General features: G+C 44.8%; 25 protein-coding genes and 1 tRNA gene. 21 read left to right on the top strand and 5 right to left on the bottom strand.

Annotated features, from left to right (window positions below; genetic code table 11):
- The first annotated feature begins 108 nt into the window (after window positions 1-108).
- On the top strand, window positions 109-714 hold the full coding sequence (locus M3636_RS12730) for a DUF1349 domain-containing protein (RefSeq protein WP_145409137.1): 606 nt from the start codon (window positions 109-111) through the stop codon (window positions 712-714).
- Between the two features lie 21 nt (window positions 715-735).
- Here the strand turns inward: M3636_RS12730 and M3636_RS12735 are convergent, their stop codons facing one another.
- Complete coding sequence (locus M3636_RS12735) at window positions 736-1,842, bottom strand: MFS transporter (RefSeq protein ID WP_251382795.1); 1,107 nt, start codon at window positions 1,840-1,842, stop codon at window positions 736-738.
- An 85-nt stretch (window positions 1,843-1,927) separates the two neighbouring features.
- Complete coding sequence (locus tag M3636_RS12740) at window positions 1,928-2,464, bottom strand: TetR/AcrR family transcriptional regulator (RefSeq protein ID WP_251382796.1); 537 nt, start codon at window positions 2,462-2,464, stop codon at window positions 1,928-1,930.
- A 268-nt stretch (window positions 2,465-2,732) separates the two neighbouring features.
- On the opposite strand from M3636_RS12740, the gene M3636_RS12745 reads away from it, so the two are divergent.
- The 11 genes from M3636_RS12745 to M3636_RS12795 all read left to right on the top strand — a co-directional run bounded on the left by M3636_RS12745 (window position 2,733) and on the right by M3636_RS12795 (window position 10,514).
- Entirely contained in the window at window positions 2,733-3,251 is a 519-nt protein-coding gene (locus M3636_RS12745) for a nucleotidyltransferase family protein (protein WP_251382797.1), read from the top strand.
- Complete coding sequence (locus tag M3636_RS12750) at window positions 3,248-3,988, top strand: YdcF family protein (protein ID WP_128101029.1); 741 nt, start codon at window positions 3,248-3,250, stop codon at window positions 3,986-3,988. Before M3636_RS12745 ends, M3636_RS12750 begins: the two co-directional genes overlap by 4 nt.
- Window positions 3,989-4,105: 117 nt before the next feature.
- Window positions 4,106-4,663 carry a DJ-1/PfpI family protein gene (locus tag M3636_RS12755; RefSeq protein ID WP_251382798.1) on the top strand — a complete coding sequence of 186 codons (558 nt, stop codon included), beginning with the start codon at window positions 4,106-4,108 and terminating at the stop codon, window positions 4,661-4,663.
- A 107-nt stretch (window positions 4,664-4,770) separates the two neighbouring features.
- The gene (locus M3636_RS12760) at window positions 4,771-5,229 is read left to right on the top strand and encodes a hypothetical protein (protein ID WP_251382799.1); all 459 of its coding nucleotides are present in this window, start codon (window positions 4,771-4,773) and stop codon (window positions 5,227-5,229) included.
- 132 nt (window positions 5,230-5,361) lie between these two features.
- A complete protein-coding gene (locus M3636_RS12765; protein WP_251382800.1) occupies window positions 5,362-6,252 on the top strand; it encodes a TIGR01777 family oxidoreductase in 891 nt (296 codons plus the stop codon).
- Window positions 6,253-6,458: 206 nt separating this feature from the next.
- Entirely contained in the window at window positions 6,459-7,298 is an 840-nt protein-coding gene (locus M3636_RS12770; RefSeq protein ID WP_251383068.1) for an SDR family oxidoreductase, read from the top strand.
- 30 nt (window positions 7,299-7,328) lie between these two features.
- Window positions 7,329-7,517 (top strand): hypothetical protein, encoded by a 189-nt coding sequence (locus tag M3636_RS12775; protein WP_251382801.1) that lies wholly within the window; start codon window positions 7,329-7,331, stop codon window positions 7,515-7,517.
- Between the two features lie 40 nt (window positions 7,518-7,557).
- The gene (locus M3636_RS12780) at window positions 7,558-8,097 is read left to right on the top strand and encodes a GNAT family N-acetyltransferase (protein ID WP_251382802.1); all 540 of its coding nucleotides are present in this window, start codon (window positions 7,558-7,560) and stop codon (window positions 8,095-8,097) included.
- A gap of 363 nt (window positions 8,098-8,460) precedes the next feature.
- Window positions 8,461-8,934, top strand: a complete 474-nt coding sequence (locus tag M3636_RS12785) for a GNAT family N-acetyltransferase (protein WP_251382803.1) — start codon at window positions 8,461-8,463, stop codon at window positions 8,932-8,934.
- 221 nt (window positions 8,935-9,155) lie between these two features.
- Window positions 9,156-9,938 carry a glutamate racemase gene (gene murI, locus M3636_RS12790; protein WP_251383069.1) on the top strand — a complete coding sequence of 261 codons (783 nt, stop codon included), beginning with the start codon at window positions 9,156-9,158 and terminating at the stop codon, window positions 9,936-9,938.
- A 24-nt stretch (window positions 9,939-9,962) separates the two neighbouring features.
- On the top strand, window positions 9,963-10,514 hold the full coding sequence (locus M3636_RS12795; protein WP_145409146.1) for a histidine phosphatase family protein: 552 nt from the start codon (window positions 9,963-9,965) through the stop codon (window positions 10,512-10,514).
- 70 nt (window positions 10,515-10,584) lie between these two features.
- On the opposite strand, the gene M3636_RS12800 is transcribed toward M3636_RS12795, so the two are convergent.
- Together M3636_RS12800 and coaA are read right to left on the bottom strand one after the other, a co-directional pair.
- Window positions 10,585-10,947 carry a DUF423 domain-containing protein gene (locus M3636_RS12800; RefSeq protein WP_251382804.1) on the bottom strand — a complete coding sequence of 121 codons (363 nt, stop codon included), beginning with the start codon at window positions 10,945-10,947 and terminating at the stop codon, window positions 10,585-10,587.
- Between the two features lie 57 nt (window positions 10,948-11,004).
- Window positions 11,005-11,934 (bottom strand): type I pantothenate kinase, encoded by a 930-nt coding sequence (gene coaA / locus M3636_RS12805; RefSeq protein ID WP_251382805.1) that lies wholly within the window; start codon window positions 11,932-11,934, stop codon window positions 11,005-11,007.
- 250 nt (window positions 11,935-12,184) lie between these two features.
- On the opposite strand from coaA, the gene M3636_RS12810 reads away from it, so the two are divergent.
- The 9 genes from M3636_RS12810 to odhB all read left to right on the top strand — a co-directional run bounded on the left by M3636_RS12810 (window position 12,185) and on the right by odhB (window position 20,453).
- A complete protein-coding gene (locus M3636_RS12810; protein ID WP_128101037.1) occupies window positions 12,185-12,982 on the top strand; it encodes a DUF3891 family protein in 798 nt (265 codons plus the stop codon).
- Window positions 12,983-13,167: 185 nt separating this feature from the next.
- Window positions 13,168-13,662 carry an 8-oxo-dGTP diphosphatase gene (locus M3636_RS12815; RefSeq protein ID WP_128101038.1) on the top strand — a complete coding sequence of 165 codons (495 nt, stop codon included), beginning with the start codon at window positions 13,168-13,170 and terminating at the stop codon, window positions 13,660-13,662.
- Window positions 13,663-13,747: 85 nt separating this feature from the next.
- Window positions 13,748-14,173 carry a GNAT family N-acetyltransferase gene (locus tag M3636_RS12820; RefSeq protein ID WP_251382806.1) on the top strand — a complete coding sequence of 142 codons (426 nt, stop codon included), beginning with the start codon at window positions 13,748-13,750 and terminating at the stop codon, window positions 14,171-14,173.
- A gap of 124 nt (window positions 14,174-14,297) precedes the next feature.
- Entirely contained in the window at window positions 14,298-14,783 is a 486-nt protein-coding gene (locus M3636_RS12825; protein WP_128101040.1) for a GNAT family N-acetyltransferase, read from the top strand.
- A gap of 146 nt (window positions 14,784-14,929) precedes the next feature.
- Window positions 14,930-15,061 carry a hypothetical protein gene (locus tag M3636_RS29530; RefSeq protein ID WP_260865854.1) on the top strand — a complete coding sequence of 44 codons (132 nt, stop codon included), beginning with the start codon at window positions 14,930-14,932 and terminating at the stop codon, window positions 15,059-15,061.
- Window positions 15,061-15,498 carry an NUDIX domain-containing protein gene (locus M3636_RS12830; RefSeq protein ID WP_128101042.1) on the top strand — a complete coding sequence of 146 codons (438 nt, stop codon included), beginning with the start codon at window positions 15,061-15,063 and terminating at the stop codon, window positions 15,496-15,498. The genes M3636_RS29530 and M3636_RS12830 overlap by 1 nt, the downstream gene beginning before the upstream one ends.
- Before the next feature lie 15 nt (window positions 15,499-15,513).
- Window positions 15,514-15,587, top strand: a tRNA-Pro gene (locus M3636_RS12835).
- Window positions 15,588-16,299: 712 nt separating this feature from the next.
- On the top strand, window positions 16,300-19,173 hold the full coding sequence (locus M3636_RS12840) for a 2-oxoglutarate dehydrogenase E1 component (RefSeq protein ID WP_128101043.1): 2,874 nt from the start codon (window positions 16,300-16,302) through the stop codon (window positions 19,171-19,173).
- Between the two features lie 5 nt (window positions 19,174-19,178).
- The gene (odhB, locus tag M3636_RS12845) at window positions 19,179-20,453 is read left to right on the top strand and encodes a 2-oxoglutarate dehydrogenase complex dihydrolipoyllysine-residue succinyltransferase (RefSeq protein WP_251382807.1); all 1,275 of its coding nucleotides are present in this window, start codon (window positions 19,179-19,181) and stop codon (window positions 20,451-20,453) included.
- A 123-nt stretch (window positions 20,454-20,576) separates the two neighbouring features.
- Here the strand turns inward: odhB and M3636_RS12850 are convergent, their stop codons facing one another.
- Entirely contained in the window at window positions 20,577-21,554 is a 978-nt protein-coding gene (locus M3636_RS12850) for an alpha/beta fold hydrolase (protein WP_251382808.1), read from the bottom strand.
- Window positions 21,555-21,602 lie beyond the last annotated feature (48 nt).

Consider the following 21,602-nt stretch of genomic DNA (forward strand, 5'->3'; position numbering starts at 1 on the left):
ATCATTCTTTCGTTCAATTCAATTTATTTACAGGATAAATCCCGTTGTTTAACGAATACGATAGAGAAACGAGCTTTCCTAATCCAACGACCAGAGGTGTTGAAATTCATGAATCTATTTGAGCAATGTTCAGGCCAAACGTTATCCTCCAATTTACAATGGTTGAATGAGCCAGCGGAGTGGTTCATTCAGGATGGAGAAGTCACAATTACGGTTCCACCGGTAAGTGATTTTTTCATTGATCCGGCGGGTGCGGCGGTAAAAGCTTCTGCACCATACCTACATACAGTGATTAAGGGCGATTTCAGTATCGTTGCAAGAGTAGAGGTCGATATGAGAGAACAGTATGATTCTGGATGTCTGATGATTATGGCGGATGATGTACACTGGGCTAAAGTGTGTTTTGAATTTTTCGAAGGTCAGCCTTCTATTCTGAGTGTTGTGACACGGGAGAATTCGGATGATTGCGTATCATCCCCTGTAGATGTGAACAAGCCATATTTGCGCATTGCGCGCGCAGGCAACAGCTTTGCGTTTCATTATTCACAGGATGGCGTGAAGTGGAAGCTGGTTCGATATTTCGGCATGGACTGTCCTGAAGAGATTAAGGTGGGTATTGTCGCGCAATCTCCTGTTGGACAGGGAAGCAAGTCAACATTTACAGAGGTAGAGCTTCAATATGGTGTGGACACAGATATTCGCATCGTGAAGTGACGGATATCTGTGTCCGCAAGTTTATTTTACTCGAATCAATAATCCAAATAAGCCCAGTACAGCAAAAGTCAGAAACGCAATTGTGTTGGAGAACGTTTCAATGGTGTAGCCTGCCATGGAAGAGCCTAAGAATTGTCCAACGCCGAGTGCGAGGAAGGCAAGGCTGATCCCAATGGACACATTTGGCGTGAAGAGTCTTGTCGCCCAAACGATAAATACACTAGTCAGGAATATATATGTGCTGCCAAACATGATCGCTGAAGTCAGACTAGCAGTCATCGAAGGCAGCAGGATAACCCCAAGTGAGAGGGATAAGAGCAGAATGCCTAGTCGGTAAGCCCGGCGGATTTCAATCCGTTCAATAATACGACCAGCACATCCACCGAGTATGCCCATGACTCCCATAACGATCCAGAACAGGACAGCTTCCGAATCGGAGGCTCCTTTTTCGTCTGTAAGGAAGTTTCGGGCAAACGTCCAGTAGATTGCAGAACTAAAGCCTGTTAACAGGCAAGCCATAAGTAACACAGCACCGGGTCTGGTTGGTCTCATACATGCCCAGATCGATTTGGTGCAAGGAAGCGTTTTGGTCGCTGGGATGACTCGTCTATTCCATAACAGAACGACAATGCCAATCGCGGCAAATAAAATGTACGTTAAACGCCAGTAATCGGTGAACAGCCAATAGAGTGGACCAGAGACAACAATTCCGAAGCTGGTTCCTGTATTGATCCAACTGTTGCCTCTCGCCTGCAGATGAGGTGCAAGTTCGGCATTAACGGTATTGCCGAGTGCGGGGGACGCCCAGCCTGTGCTCAGACCAGCGAGAAAGATACCGAGTGCAAGCACCCATGCATTCTGAGACAGAGCGATACCTATTAATCCAAGCACGGCACTGATCCCAGCCAATTGAAGAACATAATGATGCCCTCTGTGATTAATGATCAACGGAGCAGTCAGAAGTGACAGGCAGTATGCAATGTAGGTTCCCGAGTTAATCGCGCCCGAAGCAGCATCGTTTAATTGCAACGCTTCTGAGATCTCCGGCATAAACAGCCCATAACTGAAACGCCCAAAAGCGTAACATACAGCGATAAGTGCAATGCCTGGAAAGATAATTTTCTTCATTTTATTCACCGCCTTTTAGATAGAACGATCATTATATTTCTTGCGAAATAAAAAAGTGAGTTGAAATACTAACTCACCCTGTGTACTAGGATTTGAAACTTTTTTCCGTCATGTGAATCAGTTCTCTGCAGACTTCATTAACATCTTCCGTTTCGGCAAGTGCAGTCGAGCCCTCCAGTAGCAGGATAAACTGCAACAGATCTCGGTTACTCACCGAGGGATTTAATTTTTTGATCAGGGTCATTACATGTTTTTTGTGTGCATTTACGATTTGTACGATGACATGATTGGCGTCAGCTCCGAACTCCTCTTTAGCACGCAAAAACAAACATCCTCTGTTCTCATATTCCATGAGCCAGCGTGCATGTCCTTCAGCTAAATTAAGGAAGAGAGGCTTCGATTGATTATCCGCATATTGCCGCAGTTGTTCGAGATAGCGTTGCTCCCGCCGCAGAAGCACTTGGACAATAAGAGCATCCTTCGATTCAAAGTGATTGTATAGTGTCATAATCGCGATCTCGGCATCTGTAATAATACGCTTTAAGCCAATGGCATGAAATCCATGGAGATAGAACAACTTTTCAGCTACGTTTAACAGCATTTCCTTTTTGCTGCTCATCATTAATCATACTCCTTCCGCTAGAAGATAGAACGATCATTATACCTGGTATGTTATAGCCAATCGTCCGAATTGTCAATTTATGTGAATATATCAATGCACTGAGAACCTCGTCGATTTTATCGAGCATATATAAACATGGTATATTTGACATGAATGTTTTAAATGAATAAGTGTGTAAGGGATTAAAGAGTAGATTCAGAGAAGCAAGGAGAGGATTCATATCCTGCACGAAGAGAGATGCATTCAGTCCATTCAGCAAAATAAGATCATGATGCAAGATTTGCAACATGTTCGCAGTCTTCATCTGCCGCAGTGCTACATTGGAGCAGGATACGTCCGTAACTATATATGGGATGAACTGCATGGATACGATCATCGTGAGCTACACGACGATATTGATGTAGTCTATTATGATGCAGAAGATATAAGCGAAGTTCGGGATACGACACTGGAAAAAGAGCTTCAACAGATGACTGGGAATCCCAAGTGGTCTGTGAAAAATCAGGCAAAGATGCATCTGCGTAACCATGCCGAGCCTTATAAGTCGACAGAGGATGCCCTCAGGTATTGGCCTGAGATCGTTACAGCTATAGGTGTACGGATTGACGAGCGAGATAATATTTGCATCTGTGCTCCACATGGATTGGAGGATCTGTATCAGTTGATCGTCCGCAAAAGCCCGTTCTTCATGGATGCAGATTATTATAATCAACGGGTAGAGAAGAAGTGCTGGCAACAACGGTGGCCTGAGCTCAAGATAATCAAGGCATACGGAGGAGAAGCATGAGGAAGATTACAACATTTTTACGAGAGAAAGGACTTTTCATTGATATTATTTTACTTGTATGTCTAGTTATATTTCTAGTGTTCTGGGGTAGGAATTTTGCAGTCACGTTTTTTGGAGCGATCAGTGTGGCCTTTATGATATTGCGTCGTATCAATTACGAGAAACATGTTGTGCTGAAACGTATTATTTTGTCCGGACTAGGGATTGTAGCGGTTTCGTTTATTATTATTGAAGCTCTTGTATTTACCCAATTGGGTGCAAATGATCAGGAAGAAGCGGATTATATCATCATATTAGGATCGGGTATTAAAGGAACCGAGCTATCACTTACGCTCAAACAACGATTGGATGCTGGTCTGGATTATATTCAAGCCCATCCGCAGATCCCCGTTATTGTTTCCGGAGGTCAGGGGCCAGGAGAAGACATCACGGAAGCCCTTGCTATGAAAACGTATCTGATGACTCAAGGGATTAACGCCAATCGGATTATTATGGAAGATCGCTCGACTTCGACAAGAGAGAATTTAGTTTTCTCCAAAAAGATAATTGATCAATCCGGGATAGTGAACCCTGAGATCATGATTGTTACAAGTGATTATCACATGTTCCGTGCCAAGTATTTAGCGGTTAAAAGTGGTTACTCTGCTGAATATGGCATCTCGGCTTCATCGCCAGGCTACCTCAAACCAATCAATATGATTCGTGAATATTTAGCCGTGATCAAGGCGTTGATCTAGATTTACTGCCATGGAGTGCCAAATGCGCTCTGTGGCTGTTTTTATTATAAGAACAGAAATATGTAGTACAATAGGATATAGTTGGAAGAACGTGGGGGAAGAAAGGAATCGAATACAATGAAGACACACATTTTGTTATTTGAAGGCTATGTTTCGTTTGAAATTATGTTAGCCAGTTATTTCATGAAAACCCAAGGTGACGTAATTACCGTTGCATTGGATGAAGGGGCACTTCGTTCGTATGAAGGGTTGTCCGTCAATCCGGATCTGATCTTGAATCAGGTTGATCCATCCATGGTGGAGCTGTTTATTATTCCCGGAGGGGATGTAACCTCACTTCTTAAAAGAGGAGAGTTGATGAACTTTCTTCACATCCTGAATGAACAAACGACTCCAATTGCAGCTATCTGTTCTGGAACATTACTGCTTGGTCACGCAGAAGTGCTGGAGGGGAAATGCTTTACGACTAACGCAGAGGCGCAGATGAGAGACATCACTACCCAAGGAGTGTATATGAATACCAATGTTGTCGTAGATGGCCACATTATAACGGCTAAGGCTAATGCTTATGTTGATTTTGGCATCGAGATTGGCAAAGTCATGAATATCTATTCAAGCTCTGAAGATCTGGAAGAAACGATTGAAGTGTTCAAATATTTCAAAGCCAAACCATGATATAATATGTGGCGTTAATATAGAAGAACGAGATATAGGAGTGAACGGTCATTACTGCATTTAAACTAGTATCTTTATACGAACAAAACCAGATTACAATAAACGAGATGGAAGAAATTGTACGTCTACTGGCACAGGCGCCATTATTATACGATGACGGACAGACCATTCAGGTTCAGGATTTCATGAATGGCTTGGAGATTACGCTGCAGTCGAATGTTCGTCCTGCAGTAAGTGAGCTGTATGAGCTTGCTGTACAGGCTTGCCGTCAATATCCAGATAACTCGACGTATGAGCAATTTCAGGACGCACTCGGATTACAGGCGGAGTTGTGGCAAGAAGAAGTGCTGACACTGGCGATGTGGATGGATTGGTTGAGGCAGATCGCTGAAGGACGTCGAGCTTTACCGGAGTATCATTTTGAAGCTATGCTCGGGGCGTTGCCGGATGGATTCATGATCCATGATTTTTATGATGAGCTGCGATACCAATTGGAGCAGAATTCTGCCAATGATTGGGCGATTCAAGAGCGTGATCGATTGTATGCTGCTATGGGAGCAAAATAGATATTCATTCGATTATGAAACTAGCTGATGCTGTGTTAGCCATATGTAAAAGGTTGTTTGTTAATTCCGTTGCGTTGTGAACACGAATCCTACGTTAATCGTCTTATACCCATTTGGAAATGAGGGGATGGAATGAATAAGGTCGTTTTGGCAGGTGGAACTGGTTTTGTGGGTCAGGATTTTGCTCAGCGATTTAAGCGATTAGGTTATGAGGTATTCATTATCTCACGCCAATCTGGTCATATAGCCTGGGAGGATCGAGCAGGCATTATTCAAGCGCTGGAAGATGCCGAGTTATTAATTAATCTGGCTGGCAAATCCGTGAACTGTAGGTACACAGAAGAGAATCGCAGAATCATTCTGGAGTCCCGCACACAAACCACACGTATCCTCGGGGAGAGTGTCTTGGCCTGCAACAACCCTCCTAAACTATGGATTAACTCAAGCACAGCAACGATATATCGACATGCTGAGGATCGACCTATGACCGAACAGGACGGGGAGATTGGTACAGGCTTCTCTGTGGATGTGGCTACTGCATGGGAGCAAGCTTTTTTTGAATTCAGTTTGCCTTCTACCCGGCAGGTTGCACTACGAATTGCCATTGTGCTGGGGAATGGCGGGGTTATGGAGCCTTTAACGAATCTGGTTCGTTTTAGACTAGGTGGTTCTCAGGGCTCTGGGCGGCAGCAGTTCAGTTGGATTCATATCGAGGATCTGTTTCGGATGGTGATCTATTTACAGGAGCATTCTCAGTTGGAAGGTGTATTCAACGCCTCTTCACCTCATCCTGTTACCAATCGCCAATTGATGGCAGCGCTCAGACAACAATTGAATGTGGGATGGGGGCTTCCTTCACCGCGCTGGATGTTAGAATTCGGTGCTCGCATCATTCGCACGGAGACAGAACTTGTGCTCAAAAGTCGTTGGGTCATTCCCGAGAGATTAGAGCATGAAGGCTTCGTATTCACATATAATACGTTGGATACAGCGCTTGCTGAGATCCTCAAGCAGAAGAATTAATCTTCACGGCAATTCAGTCTCACGAAGAAAGTTTGTTCTGAAGAATAAATGGTTCATAACCATACAGAAACACGATGAGAGGGACAGCGACGACTGTCCTTCTGTTATTCTATTTGCAAGTTGTGGTGGAGATAAATGGACCTAGAATTCGCTCGGCAAACGGAATGAGGAAGAAGGTGAGTATATTGACGACTCTTAGAATGAAGATGGACAATGCACCGGTAGCGTTAATAACCGGCACATCTAGTGGATTTGGGATGCTGACAGCGATCAGTTTGGCGAAAAGCGGATATCTGGTTGTAGCAACAATGCGCGACCTCAGTCGTAAGGAAGCGATCATGAGGCTAGCCGCAGAAGCGGGAATCTCGAATCAATTACGTTACATACGCTTGGACGTCACTGATCCCGATTCGATAACGGAGGCGATGGATGAGATCCTTCGGCAGTTCGGCCGGATTGATATGTTGGTGAACAATGCAGGTTTTGCAGTTGGAGGATTCATTGAGGAAGTACCTATGGCGGATTGGCGAAGACAAATGGAGACGAATCTGTTTGGACTTATTGAGGTTACGCGCGCTGTTCTGCCAGTGATGCGTAAGCAAAGAAGCGGATTCATTATTAATATCTCCAGCGTTAGTGGGTTATCGGGCTTTCCAGGATATGCACCATATGCTACCTCTAAGTTTGCTGTGGAAGGTTTCACAGAAAGTTTACGCCATGAGATGTCGCCATTTGGTATAAAGGCTGTATTGATAGAACCTGGCGCTTATCGCACCCCCATATGGAACAAGGGTATAGGTGAGATTCGTCAGCAGGAGCAGTCACCTTACAGCAAGCAGCTGGATGCAGTGCTTCGCTACTCCCGCCGTACAGGCGAAACGGCGCCTGATCCGCAGGAGGTGGCAGATCTGATCGTTCGGGTCGGACAGATGCGCTCCCCACGACTTCGTTATGCCTTGGGCAAGGGCTCTCGTTTGCTGATCATTGGTAAGGCTCTATTACCTTGGAAGTGGTTCGAGTGGATTATTGCCCGTGGATTGAAATGAAAATAAAGATAGGCAGCTGATGGTTAGAATGTGAAGTGGACTTTCAGGGAGGTGCTTGAACTGTTTGAATTCATTGTAATTGTTCTACTGCTGATCATTATTACACTTCTTCTGCGCATAAATAGTAAATTGCCTAAACAAGATCCTGTGAAAGAGGCGATGGAGCGTGATGCTGCTCGTAAGCAGAAGATATTCCATAACCAGTCAACGAGAGAGTAGAACGAATAATGAACCTATGAACTGCAAGGAGTGGTAAGGTATGAGCAAAGATTCTTCCAACGAATCTATCTCAATTCGCAATATTGTGCATGATGATGCAGAGCACTACTGGCCTTTTCGACTAGAAGCGCTCAAAAATCATCCTGAAGCGTTCGGTGCTTCGTTTGAGATTTCAGTACAGATCCCCATGACTGAGGTGCAAGAACGCATACATAATGAGCCGGATGATTACATTCTTGGAGCATACGCCCAGGATGGTTCTCTAGCAGGAATGATGGGGTTCAAGCGAGAATATGGGCTAAAGTTAAGACACAAAGGCATGATCTGGGGTGTCTATGTGACTCCTGCTTATCGTGGACTTGGAGTGGCTTCTCGTCTACTTCAGGAGGTGCTTGAGCGAGGGAGACAGCTAGAGGGATTGAAACAAATCAATCTATGTGTTGTTACAACGAATGGATCAGCTAAACGTTTATATGAACAAGCGGGCTTTGAGACATACGGAATCGAAAAAAATGCCTTGGAAGTTTACGGTCAGGGATATGATGAAGCTTATATGACTTACTTCTATACGAAACAATAGCAGACAGCCGAGTCTACTGCTACGTAATGCTCATTCGTATTTACGCAATCTCAATTCGTATCTCACAGGAATATACCGTATAATGGAAAATGATTGAGAGAATAGGTGGATATGCAGGTATGCTCGATCTGAGTCTTATAGAGGTTGTTCAAAAAGTCCGCTTTTGATTACGAAGAATGCCTGACGGCATCTCAGCATCGAATATGGGATTCAGCCGAAATGTCTGTTGCTCACGTAGTCCTGCCTACGCTCCGCTACTCCATTTCTAGCTTCAGCCCATCTTCTTGGTACTGAAAACCGACCTTTTCGAACACGCACTTATAGATAAGTCTTATCTGAACAGAACAGAGGTGTGTCAGGCCAATGATCCGAACTTTTGAACAAAAGGACTTACAATATGTCATTGAAGCTCATATCCGTATCTATCGAAATGAGTATAATTATGATCATAGCTTTGCTATTTTCATTGAGGAATCTGTTCAGGAGTTCGGTCGTGCTTGCCATCACAAGAAGCAAATGATCTGGATTGTTGATCTGGACGGAGTTGCCTCAGGTTGCATTGGGCTCGTTGAACTGGATGAACACACCGCTCAATTACGCTGGTTTCTCATTGAACCTGAAGTTCGTAATGAAGGGTGGGGGCGTCAGCTGGTTGAACATGCTATTCAGTTTGCCAGAGAACAAAACTATGCTTCGATCTTATTATGGACTAATCAAGACTTAACAGGAGCACGCAGACTCTATCAATCTCTTGGTTTTCATGTGGTCGAGACCAAGCGGCAGTTCTTATCTGGACAGGAGCTTACGGAGGAGAAATGGGTGCTTCCCCTGACATAACTTGTTGGGGTGAGGATCACGATCTGAATGAATGGATATGGCATAGGCAAGTGACGAGTTTACTTGGAGAAGATCGTACGGCGGAGCATTGGAACAGTGGCAGAGACTGGCTCATGCAGTATAAAATGAAGGAAGAATCAACATACCTCACCTCCAGTCATCATGAGCAGGAATACCGGGTTCGATGGAGCCTGAAAGAATACGTTATAGAGGTGAAACCTTTGAATAAGAAAATTGCATTTTTTGACTCAGGCATTGGTGGTCTAACGGTGTTACATCGAGCGTTGCAACAATTTCCTGAAGAACAGTTTATATATTACGCAGATACTTTACATGTTCCTTACGGACCCAAAGCTGCAGATGAGGTAAGAGGACATATTTTTGATGCTGTAGATGCGATTCTGCACGAAAATGTAAAAGCCATCGTCATTGCTTGCAATACAGCAACCAGTTTGTCTGTGAAGGATTTGCGTACCCGAATCGACATTCCGGTCATCGGTATGGAACCAGCGGTGAAGCCAGCAGTGGAGATGAATCGTGAGAGTGGAAAAAGAGTACTTGTATTTGCCACGGCATTAACCCTGAGTCAAGCCAAATATAATGAACTGGTATCTCGTGTGGATGACCATAACACTGTAGATTCCATCCCGCTTCCTGAACTTGTTGAGTGGTGTGAGCGATTGGATTTTGATGAGGAGAAGGTCACCGCATATTTTCGCATGAAAATGGCGGATCTTGATCTGAACAAGTATGGAACTGTGGTACTTGGCTGCACGCATTATCCATATTACACCGCTATGCTTCGCAAAGTTCTTCCAGCACATGTACGAATCATTGATGGAAGCACAGGCACGGTTAATCGTCTGCAACAGCTCCTTGAGCTGTCTGAGCAGCACGGTGTGTGGACAGAAGATCAGATTACTTTTCTCAGCTCCTCTGGAAAATCGGTAGATCGGGATAATATGAAACGAGCCCTACAATACCTTCAAATGAGCAACTTGTAATCTCGTTTAACAGGAGGATAAGATATGAAGTCCATTTATCTCATTCGACATGCCAAAGCGACGGGGCAGGAACCCGAGTCCGAGCTTACAGCAGAAGGATTGCAACAGGCTGTGCAGCTAGCAAAGGTGCTTGGACAACATGACATCACTTATATTGCTTCGAGTCCTTGGAAACGGGCGCTACAGACGGCGATGCCGCTTAGCCTAGCGTTGTCCCAGCAGATCCATACGGATGAACGCCTTCAGGAGAGAGTGTTAAGCACTCTACATCTGGAAAACTGGATGGATTCGCTAAGACGTACATACACTGACGAAGACTGGACGGAAGAAGGAGGCGAATCTTCTCGTACGGCAACAGCACGTGGCATGAACGTGTTGGATGAGTTGTGGGAACGATCCGAATCAAGCGCTGCAGTGGTGACTCACGGGAATTTATTATCCCTGATCATCCGTCAGTACGATTCATCCTTCGGCTTCGAAGCGTGGAAATCTCTAACGAATCCGGATGTATATGTACTGGAGCGGACGGCAGCAGATGAGTTAGCGCCTTCGATTCGTCGAATCTGGACGAATTGAAAAGCAAAAAAAAGAGTGCTTTAGTCAACAGCTAGAACACTCTTTTTCTTGTAATGTATTGGTGTAGGAATTACAGAGCTGTAATCAATAAGGTTACCCATCCTGCGAGAAATGCGACTCCGCCTAATGGAGTGATGGCACCAAGCTTACGTACACCTGTAATGCTGAGTACATAAAGGCTACCTGAGAACAGGATGATGCCTGCGAACAAAAGCCATCCAGCGAGCAATACAAGCGAAGTCTGTTCCAAGCGATCAGCCAGCAGTCCCATGATGATGAGTCCAAGTCCATGAATCAGGTGGTATTGGACACCCGTCTCGTAAATTTTGATCATGTCAGCGGACAATTTACGCTTAAGTGCATGTGCTCCAAATGCACCCAAGGCTACGGCCAGAAACATCATAATGCTTCCTAATATGATTAACGTTTGCATAGGGATATCTCCTTCATATGGTGGTATTCGGAACATGGAGTGTTCCGAACCCGTCAACTACAGTTTGCGCAATTGAATACGTTGGATGGAGTGATCAGCTTCCTTTTTCAATATAAGTCTGGCTCGTCCCTTCGTTGGCAAAATGTTTTCGTGCAGATTTTTGGCATTGATATCTTGCCAGATCTGACTAGCGGTTTGCACGGCTTCATGCTCGCCAATATTGGCGAAACGGCTGTGGAAGAAGGATTCTGTGTTCTGAAACGCGGTATTGCGTAGAAGCTTGAACCGCTCAATGTACCAGTGGCGTATATGTTGTTCTTCTGCATCAATATAGATGGAGAAGTCAAAGAAGTCGCTCACCAGTAACGGTGTCTCTTTCTTGATTTGAAGTACGTTAATGCCTTCAATGATCAGGATGTCCGGCTGACAGATTGTCTTTTCCTCGCCTGGAATTACATCGTAGGCAAGATGGGAGTAGACCGGAGCTTTAACTTCGGGCTTGCCGGATTTCACATCACCCATGAATTGAATGAGTGACTTGATATCGTAGCTTTCAGGGAAACCCTTTCGATTCATGATGCCCTTTTCCTCCAGCACGGCGTTGGGATATAGGAATCCATCCGTCGTAACGAGGTCGACTTTGGGATTGTTTTTGCCTCTGGCTAGCAGAGCTTGCAGCAGGCGAGCTGCGGTACTTTTGCCTACGGCAACACTACCCCCAATCCCGATAATGTAAGGTACAGGGCCAGCTTCTTTTTTTAAGTAAGAGGCAGTTAACCGATTTAACTCTCGTGAGACACGTGCATATAAGTCAATAAAGTGGGTAAGAGGTAAATAAATATCTTTTACTTCCTGTATAGATACCTCTTCATTTAATCCCTTGAGCTGTTCTAATTCAATTTCCGTCAGCGGAATTGTGGTCTGATGCTCTTGCAGTCCAGCCCATTCCTTGCGGTTGAACTCGATGTAAGGAGAATATAAATTCATGAGATCCCGCTTTCTATATGTAATGTAATCTGTGACACAATCTTTAGTGTACCAAATTTCAGGGAACTGACAACACCTTTACATTTAAAATGGCGCCAGGGCTTATAGTGAAGATGTATAAATAACGGGGTATCCGAAATTTTATACGTAATTTTAACCAATTTACATCATCCCATGTTGAAATGAAATGGGAATTATAACATGGGAGCAGTGTAGAGTCGAATTATACCATGCGGAAGGGTGACAGCAAATGATCGTCTATGAGAGAGAGCATGATTTTGTATTGACCGCACAACAAGAGCATGGGAAAGTAGCTGGAGAGATGGCTTCGCATTGGAAACACGAGTTGCTCGCTGACGCCAGTCACTTTGAAGAGCTTGTTCTTGCGGCAAGAGAGCATGATCGTGGATGGATTGAACTGGATGCTGCTCCGTTCTGGAATGATTATAGTCAGTCTCCGTACTCGTTCCGTGACTTTCCGCTGCGTCCGCGCTTTGTATTTTACCAGAAGGGCATTGCTGAAGTCTGTGCAAAAAACGTGTACGCAGGATTGTTATGTAGCATGATGTATACGGAGTTGTTCCAAAATACACTCGGGGCTAATGCACATGATGATGAAGATATCAGGGAATATCTGAATAGCGAGCGTAAGCAGCAATCGGAATGGATTGCACAGCTAGGTGGTGGAGAGGAGTTACAACGTAGATTACAAAGTGATGTGGACATTATGCTTTTTTGTGATCAGTTGAGTCTGTTTCTCTGTATGGAGGAACCGGGCACTCCTGCGGCACGTTATGAGTTTTTTGCCGAAGGGTTAGGCTGTACATTTGATGCTTGTGGGAGAGAACCGATTCGGGCGGAATGGATATCCAAAGAGAAGGTTGGCTTGTCTTACGTACCGTTTAAGGAAGAGTTTACGGTAGTCATGCCTTATAAATCCGTGCCAAAAGCCAGCATTCGCAAATTCGGTCTGTTACAGGCCTATCGACGTGCGGAGTGGAAAGAACGGAGAGTTTTAATTACAGCGTTGAATCAAGATAGCCATTAATGATGAGTGGTAAATAGGTTGAGATAGACAGACTCCGAGACTCTTCGGGGTCTTTTTGGTACATGGCTTTTTCTAATAATTATGCATGACTACGTGTTGTTAGAAATTAAGATCAGTCGAAGCAGGAAAAACCAGTGGATTACCAGAAATGTTAATGTACAACGAAGGATTGCAGGAGGATACGTATGAGTACACAAATTGAGATTCTGACGATGTGCATGGTGTGGGATAAGGCAAAGGGTAAGGTGTTATTGATGAATCGCCCGGACAGTAAAGGGTTTCCGGGATACATTGCACCTGGAGGCAAGGTGGATTATCCAGAAAGTATTGTAGATGGAGCCATGCGAGAGGTAGAGGAGGAAACTGGACTTAAGGTTACTGAAATTACGTATAAAGGACTCGATGAGTTCTGTGATCCGGAGCAGGGATTGCGTTATATGGTGTTTAACTATCTGGCAACGGCGTTTGAGGGAGAGCTGCTGCAGAATCCGCCCGAAGGTGAATTGATATGGATTCCCTTGGAGCAGGCGCTTGATCTTCCGATGCAGGACTGGTTCGCAGAGCGTTTCCCACGATTTTTCCATGAGGGTACATTCGAACGAAGTGTGATCTGGGAGAAATCCACAGGGCAGACGCTGAAGGAAACGTTTAAAGTCTATTCGGATAAAGTTCTACAATAGCAAGAGATCATCCATATCTATATAGTAATATCCATATATTATGATATAATGAAATTTACTTTGTTTTGAGATGAGGGTTGGTTATATGCATGTAACGTTTCGATCCTCGATAGAGGAAATAGATGTGGAGCAACTGTCAGGACATTTTTTCGATGGTTGGCCGAATCCACCATCTCTAGCTACATTTATGAAGTTATTGGAACAGTCTTATGCTGTAGAACTAGCTATTGATGAAGAGAGTAATCAAGTGGTTGGTTTCATTCAGGCAATTTCAGACGGTGTGCTTAGTGCATATATCCCGTTATTAGAAGTTGTGCCATCGTATCAAGGTAAAGGGATCGGGGCTTCTCTGTTAGAGCGAATGCTTCATCGACTTCAGCATCTATATATGATTGATCTGTTATGCGATGTAGAAATGCAAAATTTCTATGAAAAGCAAGGAATGATCAAAGCGTCAGGAATGCTGATTCGCAACTATTCTAATCAATCAGGTGCAGCAGGAAGTTCATAGAATGAGTTAAAAGAGGTTACATGGCGTGTTGATGCTACGGTGACATGACATGAAGATTTAGCCGATACATAGGCTTCTGCAAACGGGACGTAAATGAATATTGTTACAAAAAGGTGGGATTATCATGAAATTATCGTTCCGAATCTTGGATTGGGAAGAAGAAAAGCCTTATGAGCTTTTGTTGATGGCTGATCCTTCAAAAGCGATGGTTGACGAATACTTGAGCCGGGGTGTTTGTTTTATTGCTGAATATGAAGGAGAGATGGTCGGAGAGTTCGTCTTGCTGAAGACCCGGCCGGAAACCGTGGAGATTGTTAATATTGCAGTTCAAGAAGAGTTGCAAGGACAAGGTGTAGGCAGACATATGATTAAGGAAGCGATTGAAGCTGCACGTAGACTGGGATGTAAGACGGTGGAGATTGGCACAGGAAATTCAAGCTTCCACCAACTGAAGCTGTATCAGCGTTGTGGATTCCGTATTGTTGGCGTCGATCGTGATTTCTTTGTGAGACATTATGAGGAAGAGATCATTGAGGGTGGTATTCGTTGTGTGGATATGATTCGGCTGTCGTTAGATCTGGATACAATTCCAAGGCAGGATGAGAAGTGAACATATATCGAAAGGACTGGGCAGGATGGAGAGAATCATCGATCTGGCTCAGAGCATGGTCTGACCGCTTTAGTGATTGAAGGAGAAGATTTAGTTGTTCGTATGTCTTTGACAGTAGATGAAGCCGAATAAGAGGAGTGGTTCATTTGGAATATATGTGGGTCGCTGTAATCATCGCTGGCTTGGTGGTGACTCCATCTCTTTATCAGATGAATAAGCGGATACGAAGATTGGAAGAACAGGTCAGACATTTGTCTGGCGATAAGAAGGTTCTATAATGGAGCGCCATACACATCTAGGCGTGTACGGTCTATTGGTTTGGGAACAGAAGGCACTACTGATTCAGAAGGCACGTGGGCCTTATCAGGGGAAATGGGACTTGCCAGGAGGTAGGCTGGAGTTCGGAGAAACACCGGAGACAGCGCTCCATCGCGAGATCGAAGAAGAGACTGGGCTTACGGATGTTCGGTTGGTTCTTCGATCCGCGGAATCCAATCTATTGCAGTGGATGTATGAAGGTAGTCCAGAAGAAGTTTATCACATTGGAATTTTATATGATGTATATCTGAAATCAGCAGAGCATGCCAATGATATCAAAATAGAGCCGGATGGCGAAGATTCTCTAGGTGCAGCATGGTTTACGATGGAACAACTTGGTTCGCTCGCATTAACGCCGTTTGCGCTGCATATGATTCGGAATCGGATGAAGCTGTAATTAAATGGCTAACATCGGGGTATAGCGCAGCCTGGTAGCGCGCACCCTTGGGGTGGGTGAGGTCGTGGGTTCAAATCCCGCTACTCCGATTCAAAGCAATAGATTTACTAAAAGTTTAAAGGTAAGGCCATAAATCTTCGGATTTATGGCTTTTATTTGTGTCCACAATTTTTTTAGGCTTATGAAGAACGTAGAAGAAATACGCATACGAATGCTTGGACATCATTGGCAGATTCAGGAATAACAGGTTCCTCACTACCTGCGTCTTCCGTGTTTCCGTTTAAGAATCTAAAAATGCGCTTCTATTCATTGCATTTTAGTGTAAAACACGTACCATTGGTTAATGTTTAAAGTGACCGTTTGTTTTTTGACTTTATCGACCACAATTAAAAAAGGGGGGAATTAGCAACTTTTTGACGTAAGGATCACACCATTTATTCGATTCATCTAATTTATGCATCAATCGAACTAAAAATAGGAAATGCTCCTGAGCGCAAAAGTTTATAGAATAGATATTAGAACACAGAACTTCAGTTGAAAATATTGGAGAATGTGTAACCTTCGAACGGATCAGGACAGTATTCGACATCTGTGCGACGGTATATATAATCATTCTTTTTCTATGATTTTGAAAACGCAGACAAACCTTGACGGGAGCGTCGGAACAACGTTATTACCACCAACAGCACGATTATTGGACTTCATGAAAAATTTCGCTTAAAATGTTGAACGAACGCAAATTACAGCTTAGTCAATGATTTCCGTCAAAAATACGACTAAATCAAGACGGAGGGAACGTCGATGACGATCGTGGAAGGCAACAAGAAACCCTGGGAAAGTTACTATGGACCCAATTTGGGATATGTACAAGAACAATATGAATTATTTTCCGAAGACCCTGGTGCAGTGACACCAGCTTATCGGGAGTTGTTTGAACAATGGGGTGCACCGCCAATGCCTGGCCGAGATGCACATACAACCACTTTTTCGGGTAATGCTCAAAATAACTCGGGAAGCGTGGATATTCAACTTTTACAGAAAGCGGTTACAGCCGGGAAACTGGTTTGGAATATCCGCACGTATGGTCATCTTGCTGCAGATATTGATCCACTTGGGATTAGTGAAGAAGCAGATACCTCTTTGCTCGAACCGAAAAATTTTGAATTAAATGAAGAAGACCTCAAAGCATTGCCGGCTTCCTTGATCTGGGAGGGTGCTGATGGTCAGACGGCAAATGGTTGGGATGCAATCCAGCGTCTACGCCAGATTTACACAGGGCCAATAGCTTATGAGTTCAGCCACGTACATGAAGTTCAGGAACGTGAATGGCTCAATCGTCGTGCGGAATCTCGCACTTCTCCTGCACCACTTAATCAGGAAGAACGTACTGCTCTATTGGAGCGTTTGGTCGAAGTGGAGCAATTCGAAGATTTCCTGCATAAAACCTTTGTGGGACAAAAGCGCTTCTCTATTGAAGGAAACGATGTGCTTGTGCCAATGCTGGATGAAGCTGTACGTATTATGTCACATTCGGGCTCAAGCCATATCCTGATGGGGATGGCTCACCGTGGACGCTTAAACGTACTGGCGCATGTACTGGGTAAACCATATAGCAAAATCTTCTCTGAATTCCATCATGCCCCGAACAAGGATTTGGTTCCATCTGAGGGTTCTACAGGAATCAATTATGGTTGGACGGGGGATGTAAAATATCACTTAGGTGCTAATCGCTTCGTAAAAGAAGGTGAAACGGTACAGGCTCGCTTGACACTAGCGAACAACCCGAGTCACCTAGAGTACGTAAACCCTGTTGTACAGGGATTCGCGCGTGCTGCACAGGATGATCGCCGCGAACCGGGTTACCCGAAACAGGACGTTTCCAAAGCAGCAACGATTCTTATGCATGGTGACGCAGCATTCCCTGGTGAAGGAATTGTAGCTGAAACGCTGAATTTCAAGGCTCTGCCTGGATACCAGAATGGCGGAACGATTCATATCATTGTAAACAATCGCTTGGGCTTCACAACGGATAGCAGTGATTCACGCTCAACGCATTATGCGAGTGACCTTGCAAAGGGATATGAAATTCCGATTATACACGTTAATGCGGATAATCCGGATGCTTGTATCGCAGCGATTCGAATGGCTGCAGAGTACCGGAATCGGTTTAAGAAAGATTTCTTGATCGACCTCATCGGATATCGTCGTTATGGACATAACGAAACGGATGATCCAGAAACAACACAACCGAAAGTGTATGACAAAGTTAAGAACCATCCGACCGTAAGTCATCTGTATCAGGATCAGCTGAAACAGGAATCTATTGTTGACGAAGCGTCCATTAATAGCATTCGTGAAGCTGTGACGAACCGGTTAAAAGAAGCTTACGACCATATGAAGAAAAATGAAGTGCATGAATACTATCAACGCAAGACAGATGAACCTGAAACCGTGAAGGTGATTCCAACTGCGGTACCACTTGAAAATCTACGGAGTATCAATGCAGATCTATTGAAATGGCCGGAAAATTTCAATGTGTATCCGAAGTTGCAGCGGATTCTACAGCGCCGTAGCACTTCACTCAATGAAGGCGAAAAAGTAGATTGGAGCCTTGCAGAGACACTGGCGTTTGCAACTATTCTTGCAGATGGCAAGCCAATCCGGATCAGTGGTCAGGATGCAGAGCGTGCAACATTTGCTCACCGGAACCTGGTGTTGCATGATTCAGAGAATGGAAGTAAATTCTGCCCGCTGCATCATTTGCCACAGGCACGAGCTTCATTTGCAATCTACAACAGCCCATTGTCTGAGGAATCGGTTGTTGGATTCGAATATGGATACAACGTATATTCACCAGAGACACTTGTCATCTGGGAAGCTCAGTTCGGTGATTTTGCGAACTGTGCACAGGTTATTTTTGACCAGTTCGTATCCGCAGGTCGCGCGAAGTGGTCGCAAAAATCAAGTCTGGTTATGCTGCTTCCACACGGTAATGAAGGTCAAGGGCCTGAACATACAAGTGCACGTCTCGAACGTTTCCTACAGCTTGCTGCAGAAGACAATATGACCGTTGCTAACTTGACAAGTGCTTCTCAATATTTCCATCTGCTTCGTCGTCAGGCTTCCCTGACTGAAACCGAAGATGCGCGTCCACTTGTAATGATGTCACCGAAGAGTCTAATTCGTAATCCACGTGTTGCTTCTCCGGCGATTCAGTTCAGTGAAGGCAAGTTTGAGCCAGTGCTGGAACAAGCAGGGCTTGGCACGAAGCCTGACCGTGTTGAACGGATTATCTTGTGCAGTGGTAAAATTGCGATTGACCTTGAGGATGCGTTTGAAAAAGAAGGCGGAGACTTGTCATGGCTGCACATTATCCGTGTTGAACAACTGTATCCATTCCCAGCCGAAGAGATCCAGCGTGTACTCGCACGTTTCAGCAAGTTGAAAGAGCTGGTATGGGTACAGGAAGAAAACAAAAACATGGGTGCATGGACGTATATGGAACCACGTCTTCGTGAAATTGCACCAGAAGGTACAATCGTTAAGTATGAAGGCCGTCCGGAGCATGCAAGTCCTTCCAGCGGTTATCAGCTTGTGCATAGCATGGAACAACAACAGATTATTACATCCGCGTTGAAACAAACGACGAAGAATAATATTCCACTTGGGAGGTAACAACTGTGAGCGAAATTAAAGTACCTGCAATGGGTGAGTCGATAACCGAAGGAACGGTATCCAAATGGCTTGTCAAAGAAGGCGAAACCGTTAATCAAGGTGATGTCCTTCTAGAATTGGAAACGGATAAAGTTAATATTGAAATTAGTGCTGAAGAAAGTGGCGTATTGGAGAAAATTATTCGTCAAGAAGGGGATACCGTTGAAATCGGTGAAACGATTGGTACCCTTTCCGCGGGTGCAGGGGGAGGAAGTAGCTCAGCTGCTTCCCAGCCGGCTGCAACGGAGCAAAAACAAGCGGCTACACCAGCGCCTGAAGCGCCAACTCCGCCGCCAGCACCTGTTGCTGTCGTATCTGAATCTTCTGATAATGGAAACAAGACAGCTTCCCCATCTGCGCGTAAACTAGCGCGTGAGCGGGGCATTGAGCTGGATCAGGTTCAAGGTAAGGATCCAATCGGACGCGTATATCAGGATGATGTGAAGACTCATAATACACAGGCTACTGCTCCAGCAGCACCTTCTGCGAGTAAAGCCCCAGCGGCACCAAGTGCTCCAACCGGAGGCTCCACGTATACTAAGCCAGTTGAACGTCAACGTATGTCTCGCCGTCGCGCAACCATAGCGAAACGTCTTGTTGAAGCTCAACAAACAGCGGCAATGTTGACTACGTTTAATGAAGTTGATATGACTGCCATTATGGATGTTCGCAAACGTCGTAAGGACAAGTTCAAGGAGAAGCATGAGATCAATCTGGGCTTCATGTCCTTCTTCACTAAGGCTGTTGTGGGTGCACTGAAAAAGTTCCCAACCATTAACGCAGAGATTGATGGCGAAGATGTTGTACTTAAGAAATACTATGATATCGGTATCGCGGTATCTGCCAAAGAAGGCCTGGTTGTACCTGTCGTTCGTGATGCAGATCGTCTAGGCTTTGCTGAAATCGAGAGAAGTATTGCCGATCTGGCTTCGAAAGCTCGTTCCAACACGTTGGCACTTTCGGATCTGCAAGGTGGAACATTCACGATTACGAATGGTGGAACATTCGGCTCGCTCTTGTCTACACCAATCCTGAATACACCTCAAGTGGGTATTCTGGGTATGCACAAGATCCAACTTCGTCCTGTAGCAATTGATGCAGAGCGCATGGAGAATCGTCCAATGATGTATATCGCTCTGTCCTATGATCACCGTATTATTGATGGTAGTGAAGCAGTACGATTCCTCGTTACTGTGAAAGAACTGCTTGAAGATCCGGAATCCTTGCTCATCGAAGGATAAGAAGGATAAAGGTATCATCTGATATACTATTCATAAAAATGATCATAAAGAAGCCCCGGAATCAAATGCAGCCTTCGCTGGCATTCAGATTCCGGGGCTTCTTTTTACTTGGCATGGAGCGAATTATACTGAATCAGCGATATCCGTATTGCCGGTGGTAGGAGCTGCGCTAGATAGTACCAGATGGCGATCCAGCCAATGTAATACATCGAGAGCTACATCTGCCCGATTCGTCTCATGCAGCATCTCATGGCGACCGCCAGCGTACAGGCGGTACTCAATATGTTGAAGCTGAAGCTGGCGATATTGAGTCACCAGGTTATGAACACCTTTGCCATTTAAACCGACAGGGTCTTGCTCACCTGAGAAGAGGTAAACGGGCTTATTTTTTGGAATACGTTTCATGTTATTTGGCAGATGTATTTCAATTAGCAGTTTGAAGAAGTCGCGGAAAAAACCTGCTGTACATATCGCTCCGCACATCGGATCATCAATGAACCGTTTAACTTCCTCAGGATCACGAGATAACCAATCAAAAGGAGTGCTCGCCGGGCGAAAGGAACGATTGAATCCACCGAACACCAATGCGTTAAGCAGCATACTCGGATGGGTTGCTCCTTGAAATCCACATTGAAGGAATGCGAGCTTCTCACCAAAACGCAGAAGACCACGTTTGCCGTTGGTTCCCGACAATATAAAGGCATGATAGCGTTCGTGCCCAGCATACATTAGGTGCTGGACAAGAAAAGAGCCCATACTGTGTCCCATTAAAAAGAGGGGAATCTCAGGATACTCCTTAGATGCGACTTCTCCAAGATTGATCATATCACTGGCCATCCAGCGAAAGGCATCTACCCCGGCGTTACCTAACAAATTTGGATCTTCGACCGATTTGCCATGACCGCGATGATCATTAGCATAGACCGCATAGCCATGGCGGGTAAGGCACTCTGCAAACTCTGCATACCTAGCTGCCGTTTCTCCCATTCCATGTGCAATCTGCACCACACCCCGGATGTCAGTTCCAGGATCAGGAAGCCAGCGGTACACATGAATGCGGGTACCTTCATTGCCCACAAGGCCAAAGGTAGATTCCTGCATCTTGTGCCAATCCTCCTTCATTGTTTACATTCAAGCCTGATCTAAGAT

Origin of the sequence: Paenibacillus sp. MER 99-2, assembly GCF_023714095.1 — a bacterium.
In the GTDB taxonomy this organism is placed as follows: Bacteria; Bacillota; Bacilli; order Paenibacillales; family Paenibacillaceae; genus Paenibacillus.

Bases quoted from the DNA above. Each gene is read 5' to 3' on its own strand.
- M3636_RS12730 (WP_145409137.1), top strand. From the start codon at position 109: ATGAATCTATTTGAGCAATGTTCAGGCCAAACGTTATCCTCCAATTTA.
- M3636_RS12735 (WP_251382795.1), bottom strand. From the start codon at position 1,842: ATGAAGAAAATTATCTTTCCAGGCATTGCACTTATCGCTGTATGTTAC.
- M3636_RS12740 (WP_251382796.1), bottom strand. From the start codon at position 2,464: ATGATGAGCAGCAAAAAGGAAATGCTGTTAAACGTAGCTGAAAAGTTG.
- M3636_RS12745 (WP_251382797.1), top strand. From the start codon at position 2,733: ATGATGCAAGATTTGCAACATGTTCGCAGTCTTCATCTGCCGCAGTGC.
- M3636_RS12750 (WP_128101029.1), top strand. From the start codon at position 3,248: ATGAGGAAGATTACAACATTTTTACGAGAGAAAGGACTTTTCATTGAT.
- M3636_RS12755 (WP_251382798.1), top strand. From the start codon at position 4,106: ATGAAGACACACATTTTGTTATTTGAAGGCTATGTTTCGTTTGAAATT.
- M3636_RS12760 (WP_251382799.1), top strand. From the start codon at position 4,771: ATGGAAGAAATTGTACGTCTACTGGCACAGGCGCCATTATTATACGAT.
- M3636_RS12765 (WP_251382800.1), top strand. From the start codon at position 5,362: ATGAATAAGGTCGTTTTGGCAGGTGGAACTGGTTTTGTGGGTCAGGAT.
- M3636_RS12770 (WP_251383068.1), top strand. From the start codon at position 6,459: ATGGACAATGCACCGGTAGCGTTAATAACCGGCACATCTAGTGGATTT.
- M3636_RS12780 (WP_251382802.1), top strand. From the start codon at position 7,558: ATGAGCAAAGATTCTTCCAACGAATCTATCTCAATTCGCAATATTGTG.
- M3636_RS12785 (WP_251382803.1), top strand. From the start codon at position 8,461: ATGATCCGAACTTTTGAACAAAAGGACTTACAATATGTCATTGAAGCT.
- M3636_RS12795 (WP_145409146.1), top strand. From the start codon at position 9,963: ATGAAGTCCATTTATCTCATTCGACATGCCAAAGCGACGGGGCAGGAA.
- M3636_RS12800 (WP_251382804.1), bottom strand. From the start codon at position 10,947: ATGCAAACGTTAATCATATTAGGAAGCATTATGATGTTTCTGGCCGTA.
- coaA (WP_251382805.1), bottom strand. From the start codon at position 11,934: ATGAATTTATATTCTCCTTACATCGAGTTCAACCGCAAGGAATGGGCT.
- M3636_RS12810 (WP_128101037.1), top strand. From the start codon at position 12,185: ATGATCGTCTATGAGAGAGAGCATGATTTTGTATTGACCGCACAACAA.
- M3636_RS12815 (WP_128101038.1), top strand. From the start codon at position 13,168: ATGAGTACACAAATTGAGATTCTGACGATGTGCATGGTGTGGGATAAG.
- M3636_RS12820 (WP_251382806.1), top strand. From the start codon at position 13,748: ATGCATGTAACGTTTCGATCCTCGATAGAGGAAATAGATGTGGAGCAA.
- M3636_RS12825 (WP_128101040.1), top strand. From the start codon at position 14,298: ATGAAATTATCGTTCCGAATCTTGGATTGGGAAGAAGAAAAGCCTTAT.
- M3636_RS12830 (WP_128101042.1), top strand. From the start codon at position 15,061: ATGGAGCGCCATACACATCTAGGCGTGTACGGTCTATTGGTTTGGGAA.
- M3636_RS12840 (WP_128101043.1), top strand. From the start codon at position 16,300: ATGACGATCGTGGAAGGCAACAAGAAACCCTGGGAAAGTTACTATGGA.
- M3636_RS12850 (WP_251382808.1), bottom strand. From the start codon at position 21,554: ATGCAGGAATCTACCTTTGGCCTTGTGGGCAATGAAGGTACCCGCATT.